Below are 17,525 nucleotides of genomic sequence, written 5' to 3'. Positions count from 1 at the left end.
AAGATTTATCCGAAAAATCCTGTGGTGATGGGCTTTTGATGGAATTTAATCAAACGTTTGTTTAATAAGGCCTTTTGTCAGAAGGGAGAAAAGATTGTAGGGATGAAAATTTTTTGTTGGTTTTGAAAGATTAATAGAAGAACAAAAGCTACGTATTCGACAAAAAATTTTCTCGGAAATAAGAAAAAGTTCGTTTTTCCCAAGGGCTCGAATTGTTTTTAATCAATCGTTTGATTAAAAGGGGATGATGGAGTTTATCGTCGAAGAATAAGGATTATTTAATGGAGTAATTAACTCGTAGTGAAGCTATTGATTAAAAGTTATTATACTTTTCCATATATTCTAAATTTTTCAAAAGAATGAGTTGAAAGACCTATATGATTTGCATCTATACTTGGTAAAATAATAGAGCAAGTGCAATAGATCCCAAATGGAAAGTTGTCCTATGGAATGAAGGTGATACATAGCCCAAAACCGATTGCCTAAAGAAATGGCTGGAATTTTAGTTCCAAGGCAGTCGGGCAGCCTCAAATAGTCTTTTGATTCTAGATTGTTGGTAAGATTTTATTTAGGAACTAAGGGGAGAGGTGTAAGGATGAAAAAAAGAAACCGAAAATTATTAGTACCGACCGTTGCTTCAGTGTTAACTTTATCGATGTACTTCACTGGAGGCTCAACTTTTGCCGCAGCGCCCAATCATGTACAACTTGTTAAGGCGGCTCCAACCGCTGCAATGAATGGCACTTCCATTGGTCACACAAACCGCAGCACCAAAGCTTCTCTAACGATTGCCCTTCAGCTAAGAAACAGCGATCAACTGGATAATTATATTGCCAGCCTAAAGAACCCTTTCTCCTTCAACTACAAGAAATATTTAACACCCGAACAATTTAAAAATCAATATGGACCGACTGATGCAACGGTTGCCAAAGTTAAAAGCTATTTGACAAGTCAAGGCTTTACAGTCGATCATGTGTCTTCCAATAATGCCTTTATTACCGTCAGTGGTAACATTGGACACATGGAAGATGCTTTTGGTGTAACCATAAATAACTATAAAAATGCAAAAGGCCAAACCTATTATGCTAATAATCAGGCTCCTACCATTCCTGCAGAATTTTCTGGGGTGATTACGGATATTGAGGGTCTGAATAATGAAGCACATTATACACATCCGAAAATTAGCAGTCCAAAAGCGGTGACACCGAAAGTGGGCAGCGGTCCAGCTGGAGGTTATACACCGGGTGAATTAAAAGGTGCTTACGATGTCAACCCACTGGCAAGTGCCGGGTATAATGGAACTGGCCAAACTGTAGCACTCATGGAGTTGGACGGATATAAAGCAACGAACATTAGTAGCTATGACAGCTACTATGGCCTAGGAAGCGCTTTGCCAACGAATGTATATGTTGATGGTTATAGTGGTGCTGCCGGTTCAGGGGAAATCGAAGTAGAACTTGATATTGAGGTAATCAATGCCATTGCTCCACAAGCAAAAGTGGTTGTATACGAAGGGCCAAATACCTCCCAGGGCTTAATTGATACGTATCAAAAAATTGCTTCTGATAATACGTCAAAAACCATTTCTGTCAGCTGGGGGATCGGTGAGCAGCATGAAGCAAGTGCGACCATGAATAGCCTAGACACCATTTTCAAACAATATGCTGCCCAAGGACAAAGTATTTTTGCCGCGTCTGGAGACAATGGCGCTTACGATTCCGGAGGCAGAACTTTAGAGGTCGATAGTCCCGCAAATGACCCGTATGTGACTGGCGTTGGTGGAACTCATCTGACTTTAAGCGGTACTTCTTATGGTTCAGAAACCGTTTGGAGTAACAAAATACAAAGATCTGGTGACGGTGGAGGATTGTCCAAAGTTTATGCTATGCCAACCTACCAGTCAGGTCCTGGTGTCCAAAACAGTTATTCGAATGGTAAACGTGAGGTTCCGGATGTATCGGCAGATGCCGACCCTAACACCGGATATTCCATCTATACCGGAGGCGCCTGGAATGTAGTCGGTGGAACATCCGCTGCTGCACCGTTATGGGCTGGAATCGCTGCACTTAATAATCAATATGCAGCAGGACATGGCCATGGCAACCTTGGTCAGGCAAACCTTACTCTTTATCAAGTCTTTAATACAACTCAACCTTATGCAGCCTATCATGATATTACGTCTGGAACAAACTTGTATTATCCGGCCACAGCAGGCTATGATATGGCCTCAGGTATTGGAACACCGGATGCGTATAATTTAATCCGCGATATAAATGGCAATTAAAGTGGTAATAAATCGGCAGTCTCCAGATACTGGAGACTGTCGTTTTTGTTTAAGAGAATTTACCATCAATGTAGTGCTATCATTTTACTTTGTTTTTCATTATAATCCTCAATGATGATTAATAATTCAGAGCCCCTCATATCAAAGGCCTCTGCAAGAGAGCAAAATGAATCCATACTGGGTATTTGTTCGTCTCTTTCAATGTTACTAATCGATCTGGTGTCGAGGCCACTTCGTTTCGAAAGTTCCTCTTGTGATAATTGTTTTGCTATCCTTAAACTTTTTATGACGGGTTCAATGGTAATCATTCGAATATTTTTCAAGATAAGACTCCTTTTAGAGGGCTGGCCATTTGTATTCGTAAGCGCTTTAAATTTTATATCATAAAAGAGTATAAAGAACAGGCGATTAGAAAGTGGAACATTCCTGGTCCATTATTTTGGAATTGCTCGATTAACCATTTATTTTCTGGATGCTCTTCGATTTCTTTTGCAAATTCTGAAGCTTTCATATCAAGACCTGCAGCAAGATCAATGATCGTGTCCAAGCGTGGCTTTTTCAGATCTCTTTCCAGAATGCTGATATAAGAGCGATCAAAAGAGGTGCGATTGGCCAGTCCCTCTTGTGAAAGCTGCTGTGACATCCTCAATTTTTTCAATACCTTGCCAAATTGAATCTTTGTAGTATCCTCCATAGACATGTCTCCTTTTAGATTTGCTTTTCATCTATTACTTCAAAATTGTATTTGCCCGTTTTCTCTAAGACTAATTGATGCCCTTTTTTGGGATGGTAATAGAAAGTGGACGGACCATTGTACTGGCCTCTTTCTAGCGAAATCCGCTTCAATTGACCAGCCGTATGTATTTTGTTATTAAGGGCGGATACTTTGGCATTCACAATAATGGAGTGACCATTGCTTAGCTCTACCTCGGTCTTTCCGCCCAACGCTTTGGTTTGAACAATATGCTCAATGTTAAACCAGATACAATCCTCTTTAAGCGGAGATTTGGTAGGAAAAAGGCATATGTTCTGATAGGGATTGGCAATAATCGGGCACTTGTTCTTATTACCGAGAATCGCTTTGGCGCCAACCATTGCCCCTTTTAAATTAAAACCTATGTATGTTAATGTCGCATCTAAAAGTTGCAGAGGGGTATTGTCCACTAGAAAAGATGTTTCTCCAGCCATAATCCTTGCACACAGCTTCCCAAATCGATCATATTCTCCCGTCATTAAAATGGTTTTTCTTTCCGATTACATAAGCAGGTTGAATCATACTAATCTTCCTCTCCTTAATATCCAATTGAGTTTTTACGATTCTGAAATGGATTCTTGGATGGACAAGCGGGTTTTTGCCTCCATTACAAACTATTCGCAGCATGTACTAGGTTGGATCATCAGTGAATAGTCTTTGTGATGGAAATGAACTCTCATAAATGGAAGTCATTCTCTTATATTCTATTAAATCGTAATCAGGACTTTTATACCATGCACTATAGTATACAGGATTCGTCAAAATTTGATGTTTTTCGTGACAATCTTGTGACGATTAAGCATAAGACGAAAAGGAGCTTCGAAGGAATCATAAAATATGTAAATTTATGTATATCCGTCCCATCGTTAATCAGCGACCTGATCCATTTCCATAAACAACTCATCATAAAAAAGATCATCCAATTTTTTATCCAAGATCCCGTAAAAATAGGCGATAGGTTTATGGATTTTCTTGCTGGATTTAATTTTGCTGATGAGCTGCTTAAAGGAAACGATGGCCATGGTCAGGACCTGTTCTCTTTTATCCTCAAAATTATTTCGCCATGCGGCTATTTCGGCCATTTTCCAAAACTCTTCAATCGTCTTTGCCTCGTCGTAAAAATACTTCACTAATTGTATAAAGGGCTGTGGAACACGATCATTTGTAAAGGTATGATCTATTTTTAACGGTTGTTCCTTACGTATAATCTCTTTTTTATCAGTTTTAAAAAGATTAATAGTTTTATTATGGTGGTTCAATTCTTCGTGTTTAGGTGGTTCATTTAAAGAAACACGATTAAATATGTAAAGGTTGCTGGACTGCGAGCCGTTTTTTCTTTCGGTTTCATAAACGGTAATGATCCCAAATTCGATTGCTTTTTGGATCATTCGTTTAAAAGTGGAGCGGGAAATGCCGTTGTCTTGAAATTCCACGTGAATCGCTTTTAAGATGGTTCCAATTTTGGCATTGCATACTCCAGGGATCTTAGCAGAAAATCGGACAAGGCGCTTGAGCCCGACAAGCTCCCCTTTGGTAAACTCCTGTTTATAGTCTAGCAGCCACATTTCCATGTGATGGTTAAATTCTGTAAGACTTTCAAATTGGGAATACTCTTCAAATTTTTCTATTTGGCCAGATTTTAAATTCATAATATTGCACCACCCTTTCACTTTCTATATAGAAAGGATGGAGGGGGGAGGACATGGTGGATGATTGGGGTTTATGACAGGTTTGTGTCGATATTGGGATTCTCCTAAATACATAATAAAAAAGACTACCAGAAGGCAGCCTTAATTTCCTTACTTCAAATCAGTAAGTATGTTATCGCTAAAATCAATAGCTTCTTTATATTTATCTTTCACAAGCAATGTTGTCATGATCACGATCGTGGGCTTTATTTGCGTCGTAGAGGGCTTTTGATACAAAAGGTTTGAAATGGATTTTACCACCCTTATTTCGAACGCTGGTTGAACGTGCAACGCCGCCTTTGTAAACCTTATTCATATCTTTGCAGTTTTTAAACGTAATAATTTTTGTTTTTGCTTCCGCTATATTGGTAGAACCATAAGTAAAACTAAGTGCTACACCAAAAGCTACTAAAATAGCAAAAAGTTTTATCACCTTTCCCCATCCTCCTAAAATTTTCATAACAAAATGATAATCCATTTTTTAGGAAGTAGTCAATAATCTGTTTTAGAAATTTAAAAAGGAAAAGGCGATCTTTCCGGATTTGACTTAATCTATTCCCTTGGATTTTAGTTGAATTAGTGTTTATCTGTTATACTGATGGCAATGAAAATGAAATTGGTTTTATCCGATTGACAGGATAATAAGAAGGTGGAGATGGGTCTGGATCATATTGATTGTTTAACAGTCCATGAATATCTTGAAAAATTAGCTGCCCCCGATTTTCCGGGTCCGGCAAGTGGCAGTGCTGCAGCAACCGTTGCTGCGATGGCAGCCGCACTGCTGGAAATGTCCTGTAAAGTGACAATAAGGAAGGGTGGAGAAAGCATACCGATATCTTTAAAACATATAGAAGATGTTCGTAATCAGTGCCTTGCCCTTGCAACAGAAGATATGAAAACCCTCGCTGAGGTAGTGAAGGCCGCAAAATCAAAGGCGGATTTTCCGAATGAATATGAAGAAGCCATGAAGAATGCGACCAATACATTAGTTTCTGTTGTGAAAAATTGTGAAATGATTTTAACTGGAGTTGAACAAGTCCTTCATCTATCTAACAAAAGAGTGTTAGGGGAACTAGCTGGAAGTGCCAACTTGGCAGAGACTGCAGCAGCGTCGGCAAAATATGGGGTAAAGGTAAATCTCTCATTGATACATGATGAATTCTACAAAGAAAATGTAGGGGCTATTGTTCTTGAGAGCTATCAAAATAGTACTGACATGAAACAACGAATTGAAGGAATGATTAGTAGATAAAGATTTGATCTGAGAAGACCCGCGCCGCATCTAACTTGGTTTTTTGAAACATAAGAAGTCTGTTTCTAAATTGAGTAACCAGTGATATTTAAAATAAGCGGAAATTTTACGGTTAAATGCAGAATCGAGCCCAGTTTGGAGTATATAAGCGGAGGTTTTCCGATTAAGCAAAGAAAAATTACCGATTTTCACGTTTTTCGAGTCAATAGTCGGAATCTTTCCGTCTATTTAAGCTGTTTTTAGTGTTATTTCTTTATTAAGGGAAATTTCTCCGATTATTTATTAAACTCGCTTGATCGTCTAATGAACTTGTAAAAAAAGGCTTAGAATCTCTAAGCCTTTTTGACTGTGCAAAAAACTGTAAATGTTGTCCTTACAAAATATGGTGTAGGAGCCTATTCCCTCCTTAATTTCTCAGCATATTTTATAATGAATAAATTTTTAAGGAGGAATATTAAATGTTTGGATATGGTGGTTTTGGCGGCTGCGGCTGCGGTGGATTTGGCTACGGTGGTGTCGGTTACGGAGGCGGATTTGCTTTAATTGTTGTCTTGTTTATCCTGTTAATCATCGTTGGTGCAGTAATCTTTTACTAAGAAAAATAAGCTAAACTTAAAAAGACAAAAAAGCCCTGGAAATGGGGCTTTTTTGTGTTTGAGATTCAAAAAGGTGTATGTGCAACGAAAGGCTACGCGGCTAAACTGTGGTTTTCGGTTACACTCTAGCTTATGCACCTGTTCAATTGAATAATCAACGGGTTAAGCCTAATTTTGTGGAAAAATTTTTTTATTTAATCAGCACTTGTCATATCATGTGTAACAATCGTATTCTTTTGAATTCGAAGTCTTTTGTATAAAAACATGGAGCAAAGTGAACAAAGCAAGGCCATCCCTGCAATAAAAATATATCCTGCCTGGGGCCCAATCAGTTCGCCCCCATGAAAGTTTCCATAAAGCTGCTTTACAGTATCAATGATGACTCCGATCAGCAGATTTCCAATCACACTGGCTATACCCATGAGAGTCACCGTAAAGGTTATCGCTGTCCCAACCCCTTTCCGATATCGTTTGGCAAGCAAGGCCATCACGGTTGGGTAAATGGGGGCAATTCCAATGCCAGCAATGGCAAATAGGATCGCTCCGATTTCTCCAACAAAAATGGCTGCAAGGCTGCAGATGCCGGAAAAAGCGGAAAACAGCATAGTGGAAAGGGGATAACCAATTTTGTCTGTGATGGGTCCCACAAACAGACGGGAAAGGGTAAAAAACAAGAAAAATAAGGATAGCATTTCAGATGCCCTTTTTAAAGACCAATCATAAGCATGTTGCAGATAATAGACAAGCCAGCTTCCGACTGCCAATTCAGAAATCACTCCAAACGAGAGGACCGCTACAATTAGCCAGGCGACCGGGTCCCGAAATAGGCCGGAAAATGATGCTGATTTCCCTTCGCTTGGGTGATCTTCGGGAAACCTCCCGAATAGGGATGGGATAATTGGTAAAATGGCCAAAGAGAGGACGACCAAATACATTCCCCTCCATCCAAGTTCACCATCGAATACATGCCAGCCCATTATCGTAGCACCAAAAATGGGAGCACCGATTGAACTGAGGCCATAAAAAAAGTGAGAAAGATTCATCATTGTCCCCGTATTTTTGGTGAATATGCGAGCAGCCATGATCCCAAGAGCAATCTCGAGGATTCCGTTTCCTACATATAGAAAAAAGTAGGAAGCTGTTAAGGTAGAATAGCTTTTTGCTAGAGAGATCAAGATCCCTGCCAAAGCCATGGAGGAAAACGCTAGAATTCCCGTCGATTTGATCCCAATCTTATCGGCAAGGATGGATGTGAAAGTGCAGGCAAACAAATATCCTAAAGAATTAAGAGCAAGCAAGAGTCCCAGCTGAAATTCATTCAGGTTGAATTCAGCCTGCATACTAGGTATTGCCGGGCCTTTAATATTTTCGGATAAACCGAAAATGAGAAAGCCGCCAAAAACAACAAATAATAGAATGACATGATTCATTCGTGTATTTTTCAAAAGTATTTCCTCCATATGCTGTCTTGTTATTATTTTTTATATTTTATTCTCCTTCTTTTTGAAAAATTTGTCATCCAAATCGTTATATTTCTATAAAAGGAAAAAGGGGAGATATGAATTGAATGTTTCCCGTATGGTTTCTCTCAGCAGGAATTTGCTGTGCATATGGAGTCCCTTTATCATCTTATGAAACCTGGAGTGTTCGGGATGACCAGCCTATTTGACTTTTCCGCGAAAATGGAGAGTTTTGCCTTCTCATGAGGTGTTGCTTAGTGATTCGCAAGTTGCTGCATTAAATCTAAGATGGCCAAAGACCAGTTACCTGCCCATTAAAAGATTCCCGCATCTAGGGCCAAGGGGAGCCGCTCCTATAGGTTGGGAGGTCAGGTTAAGCACCCGATCGGATAAATAGACGGAGAAACTTCGCTTAATTGGTAAATTGCACTGAAAATAGCTTAAATAGACGGAGAGATTCCGCCTATGGACTCAAAAAATGTTAAAATGAAGCCATTTTACTATGCATAAGCGGAAAACTTCCTCTTATATTCCTCGAAAAGAGCTCCATTTTGCATTTAACCGAAAACTCTCCGTTTATTTTACTTTCCGCTGGTTACTGTATTAAGGACAAGAATTCTTAATTAAGGGTGCTTTGATTTTAGTATTCTAAAAATCCAAGAGAACCTCATTTTGATGTGTTGCGGTAAGCCGTACCATAAATAAAATGCCTCTCCTTAAGGTTGGGGAGGCTAGAACATTATAAGTTTTCTTAGCGGAAATAGAAAATGGTATTGTCGAAATATATAGATATCAGATTGACAAATTTTAGAAATATATTAAACTAAAAATAGTTATATCCTCAAAATCTCTTTTTATATTAGCTCCTCCGCAAGTCTTTATTTGCCATTTACGTTTTCCATTTGAAGCCATATTAAACCTCTTTTTTTCACTCGCATTCACATTCATTAATTTTTTTAAAAAAATCTTTCAGAAAATTAGTTTTAGGTTAACTGTATAATTTTTGCAGTTTGTCCACTAAAGACATGAATATTGGATAGGAGGAGCAATGCTATGGGATTTGAAGAAGAATACCAGGCTTTTTTGGATGCTCACTTGCAGGCAAGAACCGGTGAACGGTTGCGGCTCTTACAAGAAGGTCACAACGAGGCTGAAATGTTGTTTTTGAAACAAGTTTGGTGGCCTCTATTTCACCATTTCCGGTATCTTCATCCAGAATATGAAGTCAATGATTTCAAGGATGGCACAAGGTATTTGGATTTTGCTTATATTCGTCCTGCCATCCGGATTTGCCTTGAGGTCGACGGGTATGGCCCTCACCTAAAGAACATAAGCAGATGGCAATTTTCCGACAACCTGGAACGTCAAAACCAGTTGGTGATTGACGGATGGACCGTGATCCGCTTTTCTTATGACCAGGTTAAGGAGACGCCTCGTCGATGTCAACAGATTGTTCAGCAAGTGATTGGCCAATGGCTTGGTGATGAATTGGACCAGACCTCACTGTCCTTTGCCGAAAAGGAAGTGCTTCGGCTAGTGATTCGAAAAGGAGAAGCCATATCCCCTATAGAAGTCGAGAAGTATTTGAAGCTAAGCGACAAGACGGTAAAAAAAGTACTTTCTCAACTAGTTGACAAAAAAATGCTGATTCCCGCATCTGGGGTCAAGAGGGTCCGCTCTTATCGGTTGGGGGATCAGGTGAAACACCCGATCTGATAAATAGACGGAGAAACTTCGCTTAATTGGTAAATTGCACTGAAAATAGCTTAAATAGACGGAGAGAGAGATTCCGCCTAGTGCCTCGAAAAACGTGAAAATGAAGCCATTTTGCTATGCATAAGCGGAAAACTTCCTCTTATATACCCCGAAAAGAGCTCCATTCTGCATTTAACCGGAAAATCTCCGCTTATTTTACTTTCGCTGGTTACTCAATTAAGGACAAAAGCGAGACGGGTTTTTTTAGGGTGCTTTGATTTGCCAAGAGAACCTCCTTTTGATGCGTTACGGTGAGCAGTAATGGCTTTTATTCGTGAAAATCGCCGTCGCTGCAGAAGGTTGGTTTTCAAAAATAATTTACTTTGACAGCCACCACCCTGACGGTAGCGGTTACAGGGAGAAGTGTTAGCGCACTTCTCTTTTTTATTAATTCACTAATTATCTTTGCCTCATCATAAAAATACATAACGAATGGTATAAAATGCTGTGGAACACAATCACTTGTAAAGGTTATGATAGAATTATATACTAGTAGTTTTCCCTTAAGGAAAGAGCTTGCTAGAATACATAATTTTAAGGGAGAGAGATGATTTTGAAACATGCAACAAAGTGGATGCGCTCGTTATTTTCTGTTGTTCTGCTGATTAGCGTACTTCTAACGAGCCATTCTACAGCTTGGGCGTCGGGTGTCATGCTGCCAGCGACAAGCGCCAATTTAAAAGGGATTGATGTATCGCATTGGCAGGGGACAATTAACTGGAATCAAGTTAAAAACTCAGGTATCGCCTTCGTCTATGCAAAGGCTTCACAAGGTACAACAATTACCGACCCTATGTTTTTGACTAATGTGCAGGGAGCAAGGGCAGCAGGACTTCCGATCGGTGCCTACCACTATGCAAGTCCGAGTGCGCCATATACCCCTGACCAAGCAAAAACCGAAGCGCAGCATTTCGTCAATGTGATGACAAATGGAGGAATGGGTGATTTTGGGGATATCATGCCCGTTCTTGATTTAGAACAGCCTGCTTCTACTGGAACACTAACTTCTGATGAAATAACCAGTTGGGCAAGAGTTTTTACCGATACAGTAAAGTCACTGACGAATCGTCAGGTAATGGTCTATACAGGTGCATGGTTTGTACAGCAGTACAACGATTTTGGAGGCAAGCTTTCAGATCTTCCCCTTTGGATTGCACGCTATGGCATTTCTCAACCACCAGCTGTTGGCGGGTGGACCCAATGGACGGCGTGGCAGTATAGTGACCAAGGTACAGTCCCAGGCATATCGGGACCTGTAGATTTAGATTATGGTCCAACGTCAATCGATGCATTAAAGGGTATCCTGAGCTACACGGTTATTTTTAAAGATGCGGACGGTAGAGTCTTGTCTACGGAGCAGATTGGATCTGGTTCTGCGGCTAGTCCTCCCGCAAATCCAGTGAGAACCGGTTATACATTCACAGGTTGGGATACCGATTTCAGCCATGTTACATCAAACTTAGTGGTAACTGCCCAGTATAAGATCAATCAATATAAAGTCGTGTTCACGGATTCCGATGGTACGGTCCTTGATAATCAGACGGTAGCGTATGGTTCATCTGCCGTTGCACCTCAATCTTCATCAAAGGAAGGATATACATTACAGTGGGATCAAGCATTTAACCATATAACGTCTGATCTTACGGTAAATGCTGTTTACGTACCCAAAGTCTATACGATTATTTTCAAAGACTATAATGGAACCATTTTGAGTAATTCAAAAGTGAAATATGATATGCCAATTTCAGCACCTGCACAGCCAAGCCGGACTGGCTATACCTTTACTGGCTGGAATCAGAAGTTTACCAATGCTACTTCCGACCTAACCATTACTGCCCAGTATAAGATTAACCAATATCAGGTTATCTTTAAGAACGACGATGGCGGAGTCCTTAGCTCTCAAACGGTTAATTATGGGGCAAATCCGTTGTCGGTAAAAGTTCCCGTTCGAACAGGCTATACGTTTGTCGGCTGGTTTAAAAGTTCAAAGGATACCGTTCCATACAATCTTCAAACACCGATAAAATCAGCTGTTGTCCTATCTGCACGCTATGCCAAAAATATGGCCGTACCGGGTGGAGTGAAAGCCACTTCAGCAGGCTACAGTAAAATAAAGGTCTCTTGGGGAGCTGTTTCTGGAGCACAAGGCTATCAAATTTTCAGGGCTACAACGAAAACGGGAACATACAGTTATCTCGCTACTACATCCAGTTCTTCTTACACAAACAGTGGTTTGGTAACGAACCGAGCGTATTATTACAAGGTTCGGGCATACCGAGTGGTGAATGGTACGACGGTTTATAGTTCCTATTCAACGATTGTAAGTGGTACGCCAGTCCTTGCAGCACCGACCGGATTAAAATCGGCAAGAGCAAGCAGCACCTCAATCAAACTGACGTGGAATAAAGGGACAGAAGCCAGCGGATACGAAATTTTCAGGACGACTTCCTATAAAGGCGTATATTTGAAAGTAGCCACTCTAACATCGGGTTCTACTATTAGTTATACAAATACGAAACTATCGAAAGGCAAGCAGTATTACTTCAAAATCAGGGCCTTTAGAACCGTAGGCGGGAAAAAGATTTATAGTGGATATTCCAATTCCGTCTACCTAAAAACATATTAAATAAGTTTTAGCTACCCTACAGTTACAATCGGGTAGCTTATTTTTTTAGAAAAGGAAGAGGAGATAGACCACCATGCCTGTCATTTCGGCTTATTAAATCACGCAGCTCTTTAAGTTGCATATTGGTGTTTATAGCTTATTGGTGTATATACATAATATTTGGGGAAATTAATAACATTAAACAAAAATAACTAAATTATAGGATGAAATAAATGGATCAAAACAACAAAAGATTAACCTCACCAGAAATATCAAATTTATGGACACATTATATCCGTGAGTCAATGGAGATTTGTGTAATCAATTACATGCTAAAGTCCATTCAAGACTCAAAGATAAAAAAAGTTTTTCAAACTGCACATAGAATTTGCCAAGAGCATCTATACAAACTGAAGGAATTATTTCTCCAAGAAAATTTTCCAGTCCCAAAAGGGTTTACGGAAGAAGATGTTAATTTGGATGCCCCCCCCTTTATTTACTGATCACTTTTGCTTAAATTATATTCATACTATGTCTATGCACGGAGGGCAATCTTACAGCCTCGCATTTACTGTTTCTATTCGTCAAGACATTAGGGATTTTTATTACCAGTGTAATATTGACACGATGGACCTATATAACAAATCACTTGATGTCCTTGTCGCAAAAAATCTTTTTGTTAACCCTCCATACTATTCAGCACCAGACACCGTTCATTTCATCAACTCTCTTGATTATGTAACGGATTTATTTGGTGATAAAAGAACCATAAATGCACTTGAATGCGGAAATATCTATTTTAATTTAGAAAAAAGTGCGATTACGAAAGGATGCCTTATTGCCTTTAAACAAGTATGTAAAGACAAAGAAGTAAGTTTTTAGAAAAATGTATTAATGTGGCTAATAAACACATCGGGATATTTACAACCTTATTACTTAAAGAAGATCTTCATTTACCTCGTACATTTGACTCGGAAATTACCAATTCTAATGTTTCACCCTTTTCCGATAAACTTATGTTGTTTCATTCAGGCGGGTTATTTGCTGCAGCAATTTCCTATTATGGAACTTCAGCGATTTATAGTATGAGAGCAGATATTGTCATGCAATGTGAAAAAGCCATTTTAGATGATTTACTTGTTTATGGTAGTTTCGGTAAGTTAATAATTAAGAAAAAATGGATGGAGCAACCTCCTAATGCTGATGACAGGAAAATCATAAATAACTAGGAAAAAATCTTTGTAAATACAATCAAGAGGGCTTGCTAACCTGCCCTCTTGATTATTTCGGCCACACAGTGGTAGTGTGTTCTATTTGCAGAGTAGAAAATGGAAAATCACAATACCTCTATATAATCCTCTGTTTATCCACATTGTCCTCATTTCTTACCATTTGAGGATCTCATCCTTCGACCATTTTCTTATAAGCTATGGAGTTTACCGTCGAAAAATCTCAAATCTAACAAATATTTTGCTTTGTCATTTCTAAAAAAGCTCGTAATGCCGGCGATATCCACTTGTCTTTATGCCAACACAGCTGTGTAATAATCCGGATGGCTGGACCATCCCAATGAAGTGCCATAAGCTGTTTTCGTTCCACTTCTTTTGCTGCGACCATTTCCGGCAACAGTGCCACTCCAAGTCCATTTATGACACATTGTTTTATGGCTTCGATACTAGCAAACTCCATTTTCATCGGATTTTTCAGTCCCGCTTCTGCCAAACGTTCTTCAAACATCGATCGGTAAGGGCATCCTGCCTCCGTCACGAGAATGGTTTCCTCTTTAAGATCCGTTAGCTGGACCTCCTTGTCATGAACTAGAGGATGATCTGGATGGGCAAGGAGAAGCATGCATTCTTCCAGGAGTGGTTCACAATACAGCTTTTCGGAAGAGATCGTTGGCTGAAAGGTCAAGGCTGCATCAATGGAACCGTCCAATACTGCTTTATGAAGGTCCATACACATTCCTGTTCGGAAAATCAATTCCACTTTCGGATAGAGAGAGCGGTATCGGCCAAGAATAGGAGATAGTCGATACGTACAAAGACTTTCTACCGATCCGATAGTGATGGTACCGGAAGGCTCAGAATCATTTGGAACAGCGATCATGGATTCATCGACAATCCGAAGAATCTCGTCAGCATAATGTTTCAATCGCTTACCAGATTCCGTTAAAGAAATTCGTTTCCCGATCCGCTCAAAAAGCGGGACGCCGAACTCAGCTTCAAGTGCCTGAATCTGGGCAGAAATACTTGATTGGGCGTAGCTGAGCCGATGTGCTGTTTTCGTAAAACTGAGTTCTTCAGCCAGCACCCGAAAGGTTTGTAATTGTTTTAACTCCATCCAAAAGGCCTCCAATCGATATAAACGATTCATGTCATCGGATTTATCGTATGACATGATAATTACTTTAGAAGTAAAATGGTGGAAGAAAGATTTGAACATTTAAGGAGGTTTTGAGAAGATGTGGAACAATCAGTTATCTGAAAGACTGGGAATAAAATATCCGATCATTAAAGCACCTATGCTGGGATGTGAAAGTCCGGAATTTGCTGCAGCGGTCTCGAACGCTGGAGGCCTGGGGTCGATTGGAGTGGGACGGATGAACGGGGAAGGCGTAAGAGAAGTCATCCAAAAGCTACGCAAGTTAACAGATCAACCATTTGGTGTCAACTTTTTTATCCCAGAAAAAAGCATGGACGGTTTGGAGCTTGTAAATGATGCTAATGCTTCCATGGAGGGCTATCGAGAAGAACTGAACATTACCGCCAGGCCATTTACGCCTCCCATTTACAATTTGGAGGAGCAACTAGACGTGATGTTACAAGAAAAAGTTCCGGTGGCCAGTTTTACGTTTGGCAGCCTTGAACCATATTGTGTTGAGACATTGAAAAAAAATGGCACGACTGTTATTGGAACGGCTACGAATGTGCGAGAAGCGGTTTACTTAGAAGAAAGTGGCGTTGATTTTATTGTCGCGCAGGGCAGCGAGGCAGGCGGGCACAGGGGAACGTTTCTTGGAGATTTTCATGATTCTTTAATTGGATCCATGGCGCTAATCCCGCAAATTGTGACGGCTGTTAATATTCCGGTGATTGCAGCCGGCGGCATCATGGATGGACGGGGAATTGCCGCTGCCTTTGCTTTGGGGGCTTTAGGGGTGCAAATGGGAACCGCCTTTTTAACCTGCAAAGAAAGTGCGGCACATCTCAAGCACAAAGAGGCCATATTGAACAGCACTGAAGAGGAGTCTTGCGTAACGATGACATTTTCCGGTAAGCCAGCTCGCGGGATTCGCAATCGGTTTAAAACCGAAATGGAGAGCAACTTGATTCCCGGCTATCCCATTCAAGAAACGTTGACAGGGGATATTTGTAAAGCTGCTGCCGAACAGAATAACCCAGACTTTATGAAGTTGTGGGCGGGGCAAGCGTCCCCATTAAGCAGATCTTTAACGGTGAAGGAACTCTTCGATCGGCTGGTCTCAGAGACGGAAGATGTAGTGGCTCGATTAAGGGAGTAAGGGGGCAAGAAGATGCAGAGTCTCGGACTGACAATCGAATGGCTAGAGACACATCAAATGTATCGGGTTTTGTATGGGACCGCAAAGCGTTTCGGAAAAAATGACCGGGATCTCGCCAAATTGGGCTTGATTCAATCGGAGATCTGGATGGCGAGACAATCACTCCAGCCCTTTCCGCACATTTCTGTTGCGAAGGATGAGTGTGGAACCATCGTTGGGGTCATGTGCGGCGCTCCATATTTCAACCAGTTCTTTATTCAGCACATCGCGATTTGTCCTGATTTCTCACCTATTCACGATGAAATTGAGAAACAATTGATTTATTCAGCCATTGATGAGAGTATGGAACTTGGGTTTCGCGGGTGGGTGGCCTGCTCGCCTGAACCCGGTGAAGAATCATTCTGGAAATCCCATGGATTTTCCAAGGAATCGGAAGGGATGTTTCGTAGAATGGGGTATTTCGTAGGAATTTAGAAAGGGCGAACTTTGGATGTTAGCACCATTTATTCATGGATTTATTCTTGCACTTGGACTAATTCTGCCGCTTGGTGTCCAAAATGTGTTTGTTTTTAATCAAGGGGCATTGCAACCACGTTTTATAAAAGTATTACCAATCGTTTTGACCGCTTCTTTGTGTGATACCCTTTTAATCTTGGTATCTGTTTTAGGTGTTTCCGTCATTATTCTAGGTTCATTTTGGATAAAAGCTATTTTAATAGGGGGAGGGTTTATTTTTCTAATCTATATGGGATGGGCCACCTGGAATAGTAAACCCAACAATGAAAGAAAGGAAATGGCCGAAAATTTTTCTATAAAAAAACAAATTTTGTTTTCGGCTTCCGTTTCTTTACTGAACCCACATGCGATCTTGAATACGGTAGGTGTCATTGGAACCAGTTCATTACGATACCAGGGGGAAGCAAAGGTAATCTTTGCTTTTGCGTGTATTTTGGTTTCATGGATTTGGTTTTTTGGATTATCACTGGTTGGAAGATTAAGTGGGAAACTTGATCGATCTGGGAACTTTTTGATGGCTTTAAATAAAATATCAGCCTTGGTCATGTGGGGGGCCGCGATTTATCTTGTGGTTTCTTTTTTGAGGAAATAGAACAAGTTAATATAGAGTAAAAAGGTCATCTATCAAGCTTCTAGATGACCGAAACAGGTTTGAAAACATGAAACCTGTCATCTATCAAGCTTCTAGATGACCGAAAACGGTTTGAAAACATGAAACCGGTAATCTAGAAGGCTTCTACGTGACCGAATTCGGTTCGAAAACATGAAACCTGTCATCTAGAAGGCTTCTACGTGACTGAAATCGATTCGAAAAAATGAACCTGGTCATCTAGAAGGCTTCTACGTGACCGAATTCGGTTCGAAGACATGAAATCGGTCATCTAGAGGGCTTCTACGTGACCGAATTCAGTTCAAAAACATGAAACTGGTCATCTATCAAGCTCCTAGATGACTGAAATCGGTTTGAAAACATGAAACCGGTAATCTAGAAGGCTTCTACGTGACGGAAATCGTTTAGAAAACAAGCAACCGGTTATCTATCAAGCAAATTCACGATGAAATCCAGAAACAATTGATTTATTCCGCCATTGA

The 17,525-nt window shown here is 40.3% G+C and carries 18 protein-coding genes; 11 read left to right on the top strand and 7 right to left on the bottom strand.

What is annotated here, in order from left to right:
- The first annotated feature begins 595 nt into the window (after positions 1 to 595).
- Complete coding sequence (locus ACZ5XR_RS25440) at positions 596 to 2,284, top strand: S53 family peptidase (RefSeq protein ID WP_464499223.1); 1,689 nt, start codon at positions 596 to 598, stop codon at positions 2,282 to 2,284.
- Positions 2,285 to 2,349: 65 nt separating this feature from the next.
- On the opposite strand, the gene ACZ5XR_RS25435 is transcribed toward ACZ5XR_RS25440, so the two are convergent.
- From ACZ5XR_RS25435 to ACZ5XR_RS25415, 5 genes are all read right to left on the bottom strand, one after another.
- Positions 2,350 to 2,607, bottom strand: coding sequence for a helix-turn-helix domain-containing protein (locus ACZ5XR_RS25435; protein ID WP_464499222.1), 258 nt, complete (start codon positions 2,605 to 2,607; stop codon positions 2,350 to 2,352).
- A gap of 53 nt (positions 2,608 to 2,660) precedes the next feature.
- Positions 2,661 to 2,978 (bottom strand): helix-turn-helix domain-containing protein, encoded by a 318-nt coding sequence (locus ACZ5XR_RS25430; RefSeq protein ID WP_464499221.1) that lies wholly within the window; start codon positions 2,976 to 2,978, stop codon positions 2,661 to 2,663.
- Positions 2,979 to 2,992: 14 nt separating this feature from the next.
- Positions 2,993 to 3,523, bottom strand: a complete 531-nt coding sequence (locus ACZ5XR_RS25425; RefSeq protein WP_464502436.1) for a competence protein ComK — start codon at positions 3,521 to 3,523, stop codon at positions 2,993 to 2,995.
- 381 nt (positions 3,524 to 3,904) lie between these two features.
- Positions 3,905 to 4,687: a hypothetical protein gene (locus tag ACZ5XR_RS25420; protein WP_464499220.1), complete on the bottom strand. Its 783-nt coding sequence runs from the start codon at positions 4,685 to 4,687 to the stop codon at positions 3,905 to 3,907.
- Positions 4,688 to 4,889: 202 nt separating this feature from the next.
- Positions 4,890 to 5,159, bottom strand: a complete 270-nt coding sequence (locus tag ACZ5XR_RS25415) for an excalibur calcium-binding domain-containing protein (RefSeq protein ID WP_464499219.1) — start codon at positions 5,157 to 5,159, stop codon at positions 4,890 to 4,892.
- Between the two features lie 222 nt (positions 5,160 to 5,381).
- Here ACZ5XR_RS25415 and ACZ5XR_RS25410 point away from each other — a divergent pair, with 222 nt between their 5' ends.
- Both ACZ5XR_RS25410 and ACZ5XR_RS25405 read left to right on the top strand, forming a co-directional pair.
- A complete protein-coding gene (locus ACZ5XR_RS25410) occupies positions 5,382 to 5,978 on the top strand; it encodes a cyclodeaminase/cyclohydrolase family protein (protein ID WP_464499218.1) in 597 nt (198 codons plus the stop codon).
- 458 nt (positions 5,979 to 6,436) lie between these two features.
- Positions 6,437 to 6,574: a YjcZ family sporulation protein gene (locus tag ACZ5XR_RS25405; RefSeq protein WP_464499217.1), complete on the top strand. Its 138-nt coding sequence runs from the start codon at positions 6,437 to 6,439 to the stop codon at positions 6,572 to 6,574.
- A 194-nt stretch (positions 6,575 to 6,768) separates the two neighbouring features.
- On the opposite strand, the gene ACZ5XR_RS25400 is transcribed toward ACZ5XR_RS25405, so the two are convergent.
- Positions 6,769 to 8,004, bottom strand: coding sequence for an MFS transporter (locus ACZ5XR_RS25400; protein WP_464502435.1), 1,236 nt, complete (start codon positions 8,002 to 8,004; stop codon positions 6,769 to 6,771).
- A 1,083-nt stretch (positions 8,005 to 9,087) separates the two neighbouring features.
- Between ACZ5XR_RS25400 and ACZ5XR_RS25395 the strand changes: the two genes are divergently transcribed.
- The 5 genes from ACZ5XR_RS25395 to ACZ5XR_RS25375 all read left to right on the top strand — a co-directional run bounded on the left by ACZ5XR_RS25395 (position 9,088) and on the right by ACZ5XR_RS25375 (position 13,623).
- The gene (locus ACZ5XR_RS25395) at positions 9,088 to 9,750 is read left to right on the top strand and encodes a DNA-binding response regulator (RefSeq protein ID WP_464499216.1); all 663 of its coding nucleotides are present in this window, start codon (positions 9,088 to 9,090) and stop codon (positions 9,748 to 9,750) included.
- A 592-nt stretch (positions 9,751 to 10,342) separates the two neighbouring features.
- Positions 10,343 to 12,415 carry a GH25 family lysozyme gene (locus ACZ5XR_RS25390; RefSeq protein WP_464499215.1) on the top strand — a complete coding sequence of 691 codons (2,073 nt, stop codon included), beginning with the start codon at positions 10,343 to 10,345 and terminating at the stop codon, positions 12,413 to 12,415.
- Between the two features lie 212 nt (positions 12,416 to 12,627).
- On the top strand, positions 12,628 to 12,897 hold the full coding sequence (locus ACZ5XR_RS25385) for a DUF3231 family protein (RefSeq protein ID WP_464499214.1): 270 nt from the start codon (positions 12,628 to 12,630) through the stop codon (positions 12,895 to 12,897).
- Positions 12,898 to 12,925: 28 nt separating this feature from the next.
- Entirely contained in the window at positions 12,926 to 13,276 is a 351-nt protein-coding gene (locus tag ACZ5XR_RS25380; protein WP_464499213.1) for a DUF3231 family protein, read from the top strand.
- Between the two features lie 14 nt (positions 13,277 to 13,290).
- Positions 13,291 to 13,623: a DUF3231 family protein gene (locus tag ACZ5XR_RS25375; RefSeq protein WP_464499212.1), complete on the top strand. Its 333-nt coding sequence runs from the start codon at positions 13,291 to 13,293 to the stop codon at positions 13,621 to 13,623.
- A 229-nt stretch (positions 13,624 to 13,852) separates the two neighbouring features.
- On the opposite strand, the gene ACZ5XR_RS25370 is transcribed toward ACZ5XR_RS25375, so the two are convergent.
- Complete coding sequence (locus tag ACZ5XR_RS25370; RefSeq protein ID WP_464499211.1) at positions 13,853 to 14,737, bottom strand: LysR family transcriptional regulator; 885 nt, start codon at positions 14,735 to 14,737, stop codon at positions 13,853 to 13,855.
- 121 nt (positions 14,738 to 14,858) lie between these two features.
- On the opposite strand from ACZ5XR_RS25370, the gene ACZ5XR_RS25365 reads away from it, so the two are divergent.
- Genes ACZ5XR_RS25365 through ACZ5XR_RS25355 form a run of 3 tightly spaced genes read left to right on the top strand, consistent with a single transcriptional unit; the run spans position 14,859 to position 17,025 of the window.
- Entirely contained in the window at positions 14,859 to 15,917 is a 1,059-nt protein-coding gene (locus ACZ5XR_RS25365) for an NAD(P)H-dependent flavin oxidoreductase (RefSeq protein ID WP_464499210.1), read from the top strand.
- Between the two features lie 12 nt (positions 15,918 to 15,929).
- On the top strand, positions 15,930 to 16,391 hold the full coding sequence (locus ACZ5XR_RS25360) for a hypothetical protein (protein ID WP_464499209.1): 462 nt from the start codon (positions 15,930 to 15,932) through the stop codon (positions 16,389 to 16,391).
- Positions 16,392 to 16,407: 16 nt separating this feature from the next.
- The gene (locus ACZ5XR_RS25355; RefSeq protein WP_464499208.1) at positions 16,408 to 17,025 is read left to right on the top strand and encodes a LysE/ArgO family amino acid transporter; all 618 of its coding nucleotides are present in this window, start codon (positions 16,408 to 16,410) and stop codon (positions 17,023 to 17,025) included.
- The last annotated feature ends 500 nt before the right edge of the window (positions 17,026 to 17,525 follow it).

The sequence above is a fragment of the Neobacillus sp. Fa239 genome (assembly GCF_055395235.1).
Note: the sequence above shows the minus strand (reverse complement) of the source record. Positions and strands in the feature narration are given on the sequence as shown.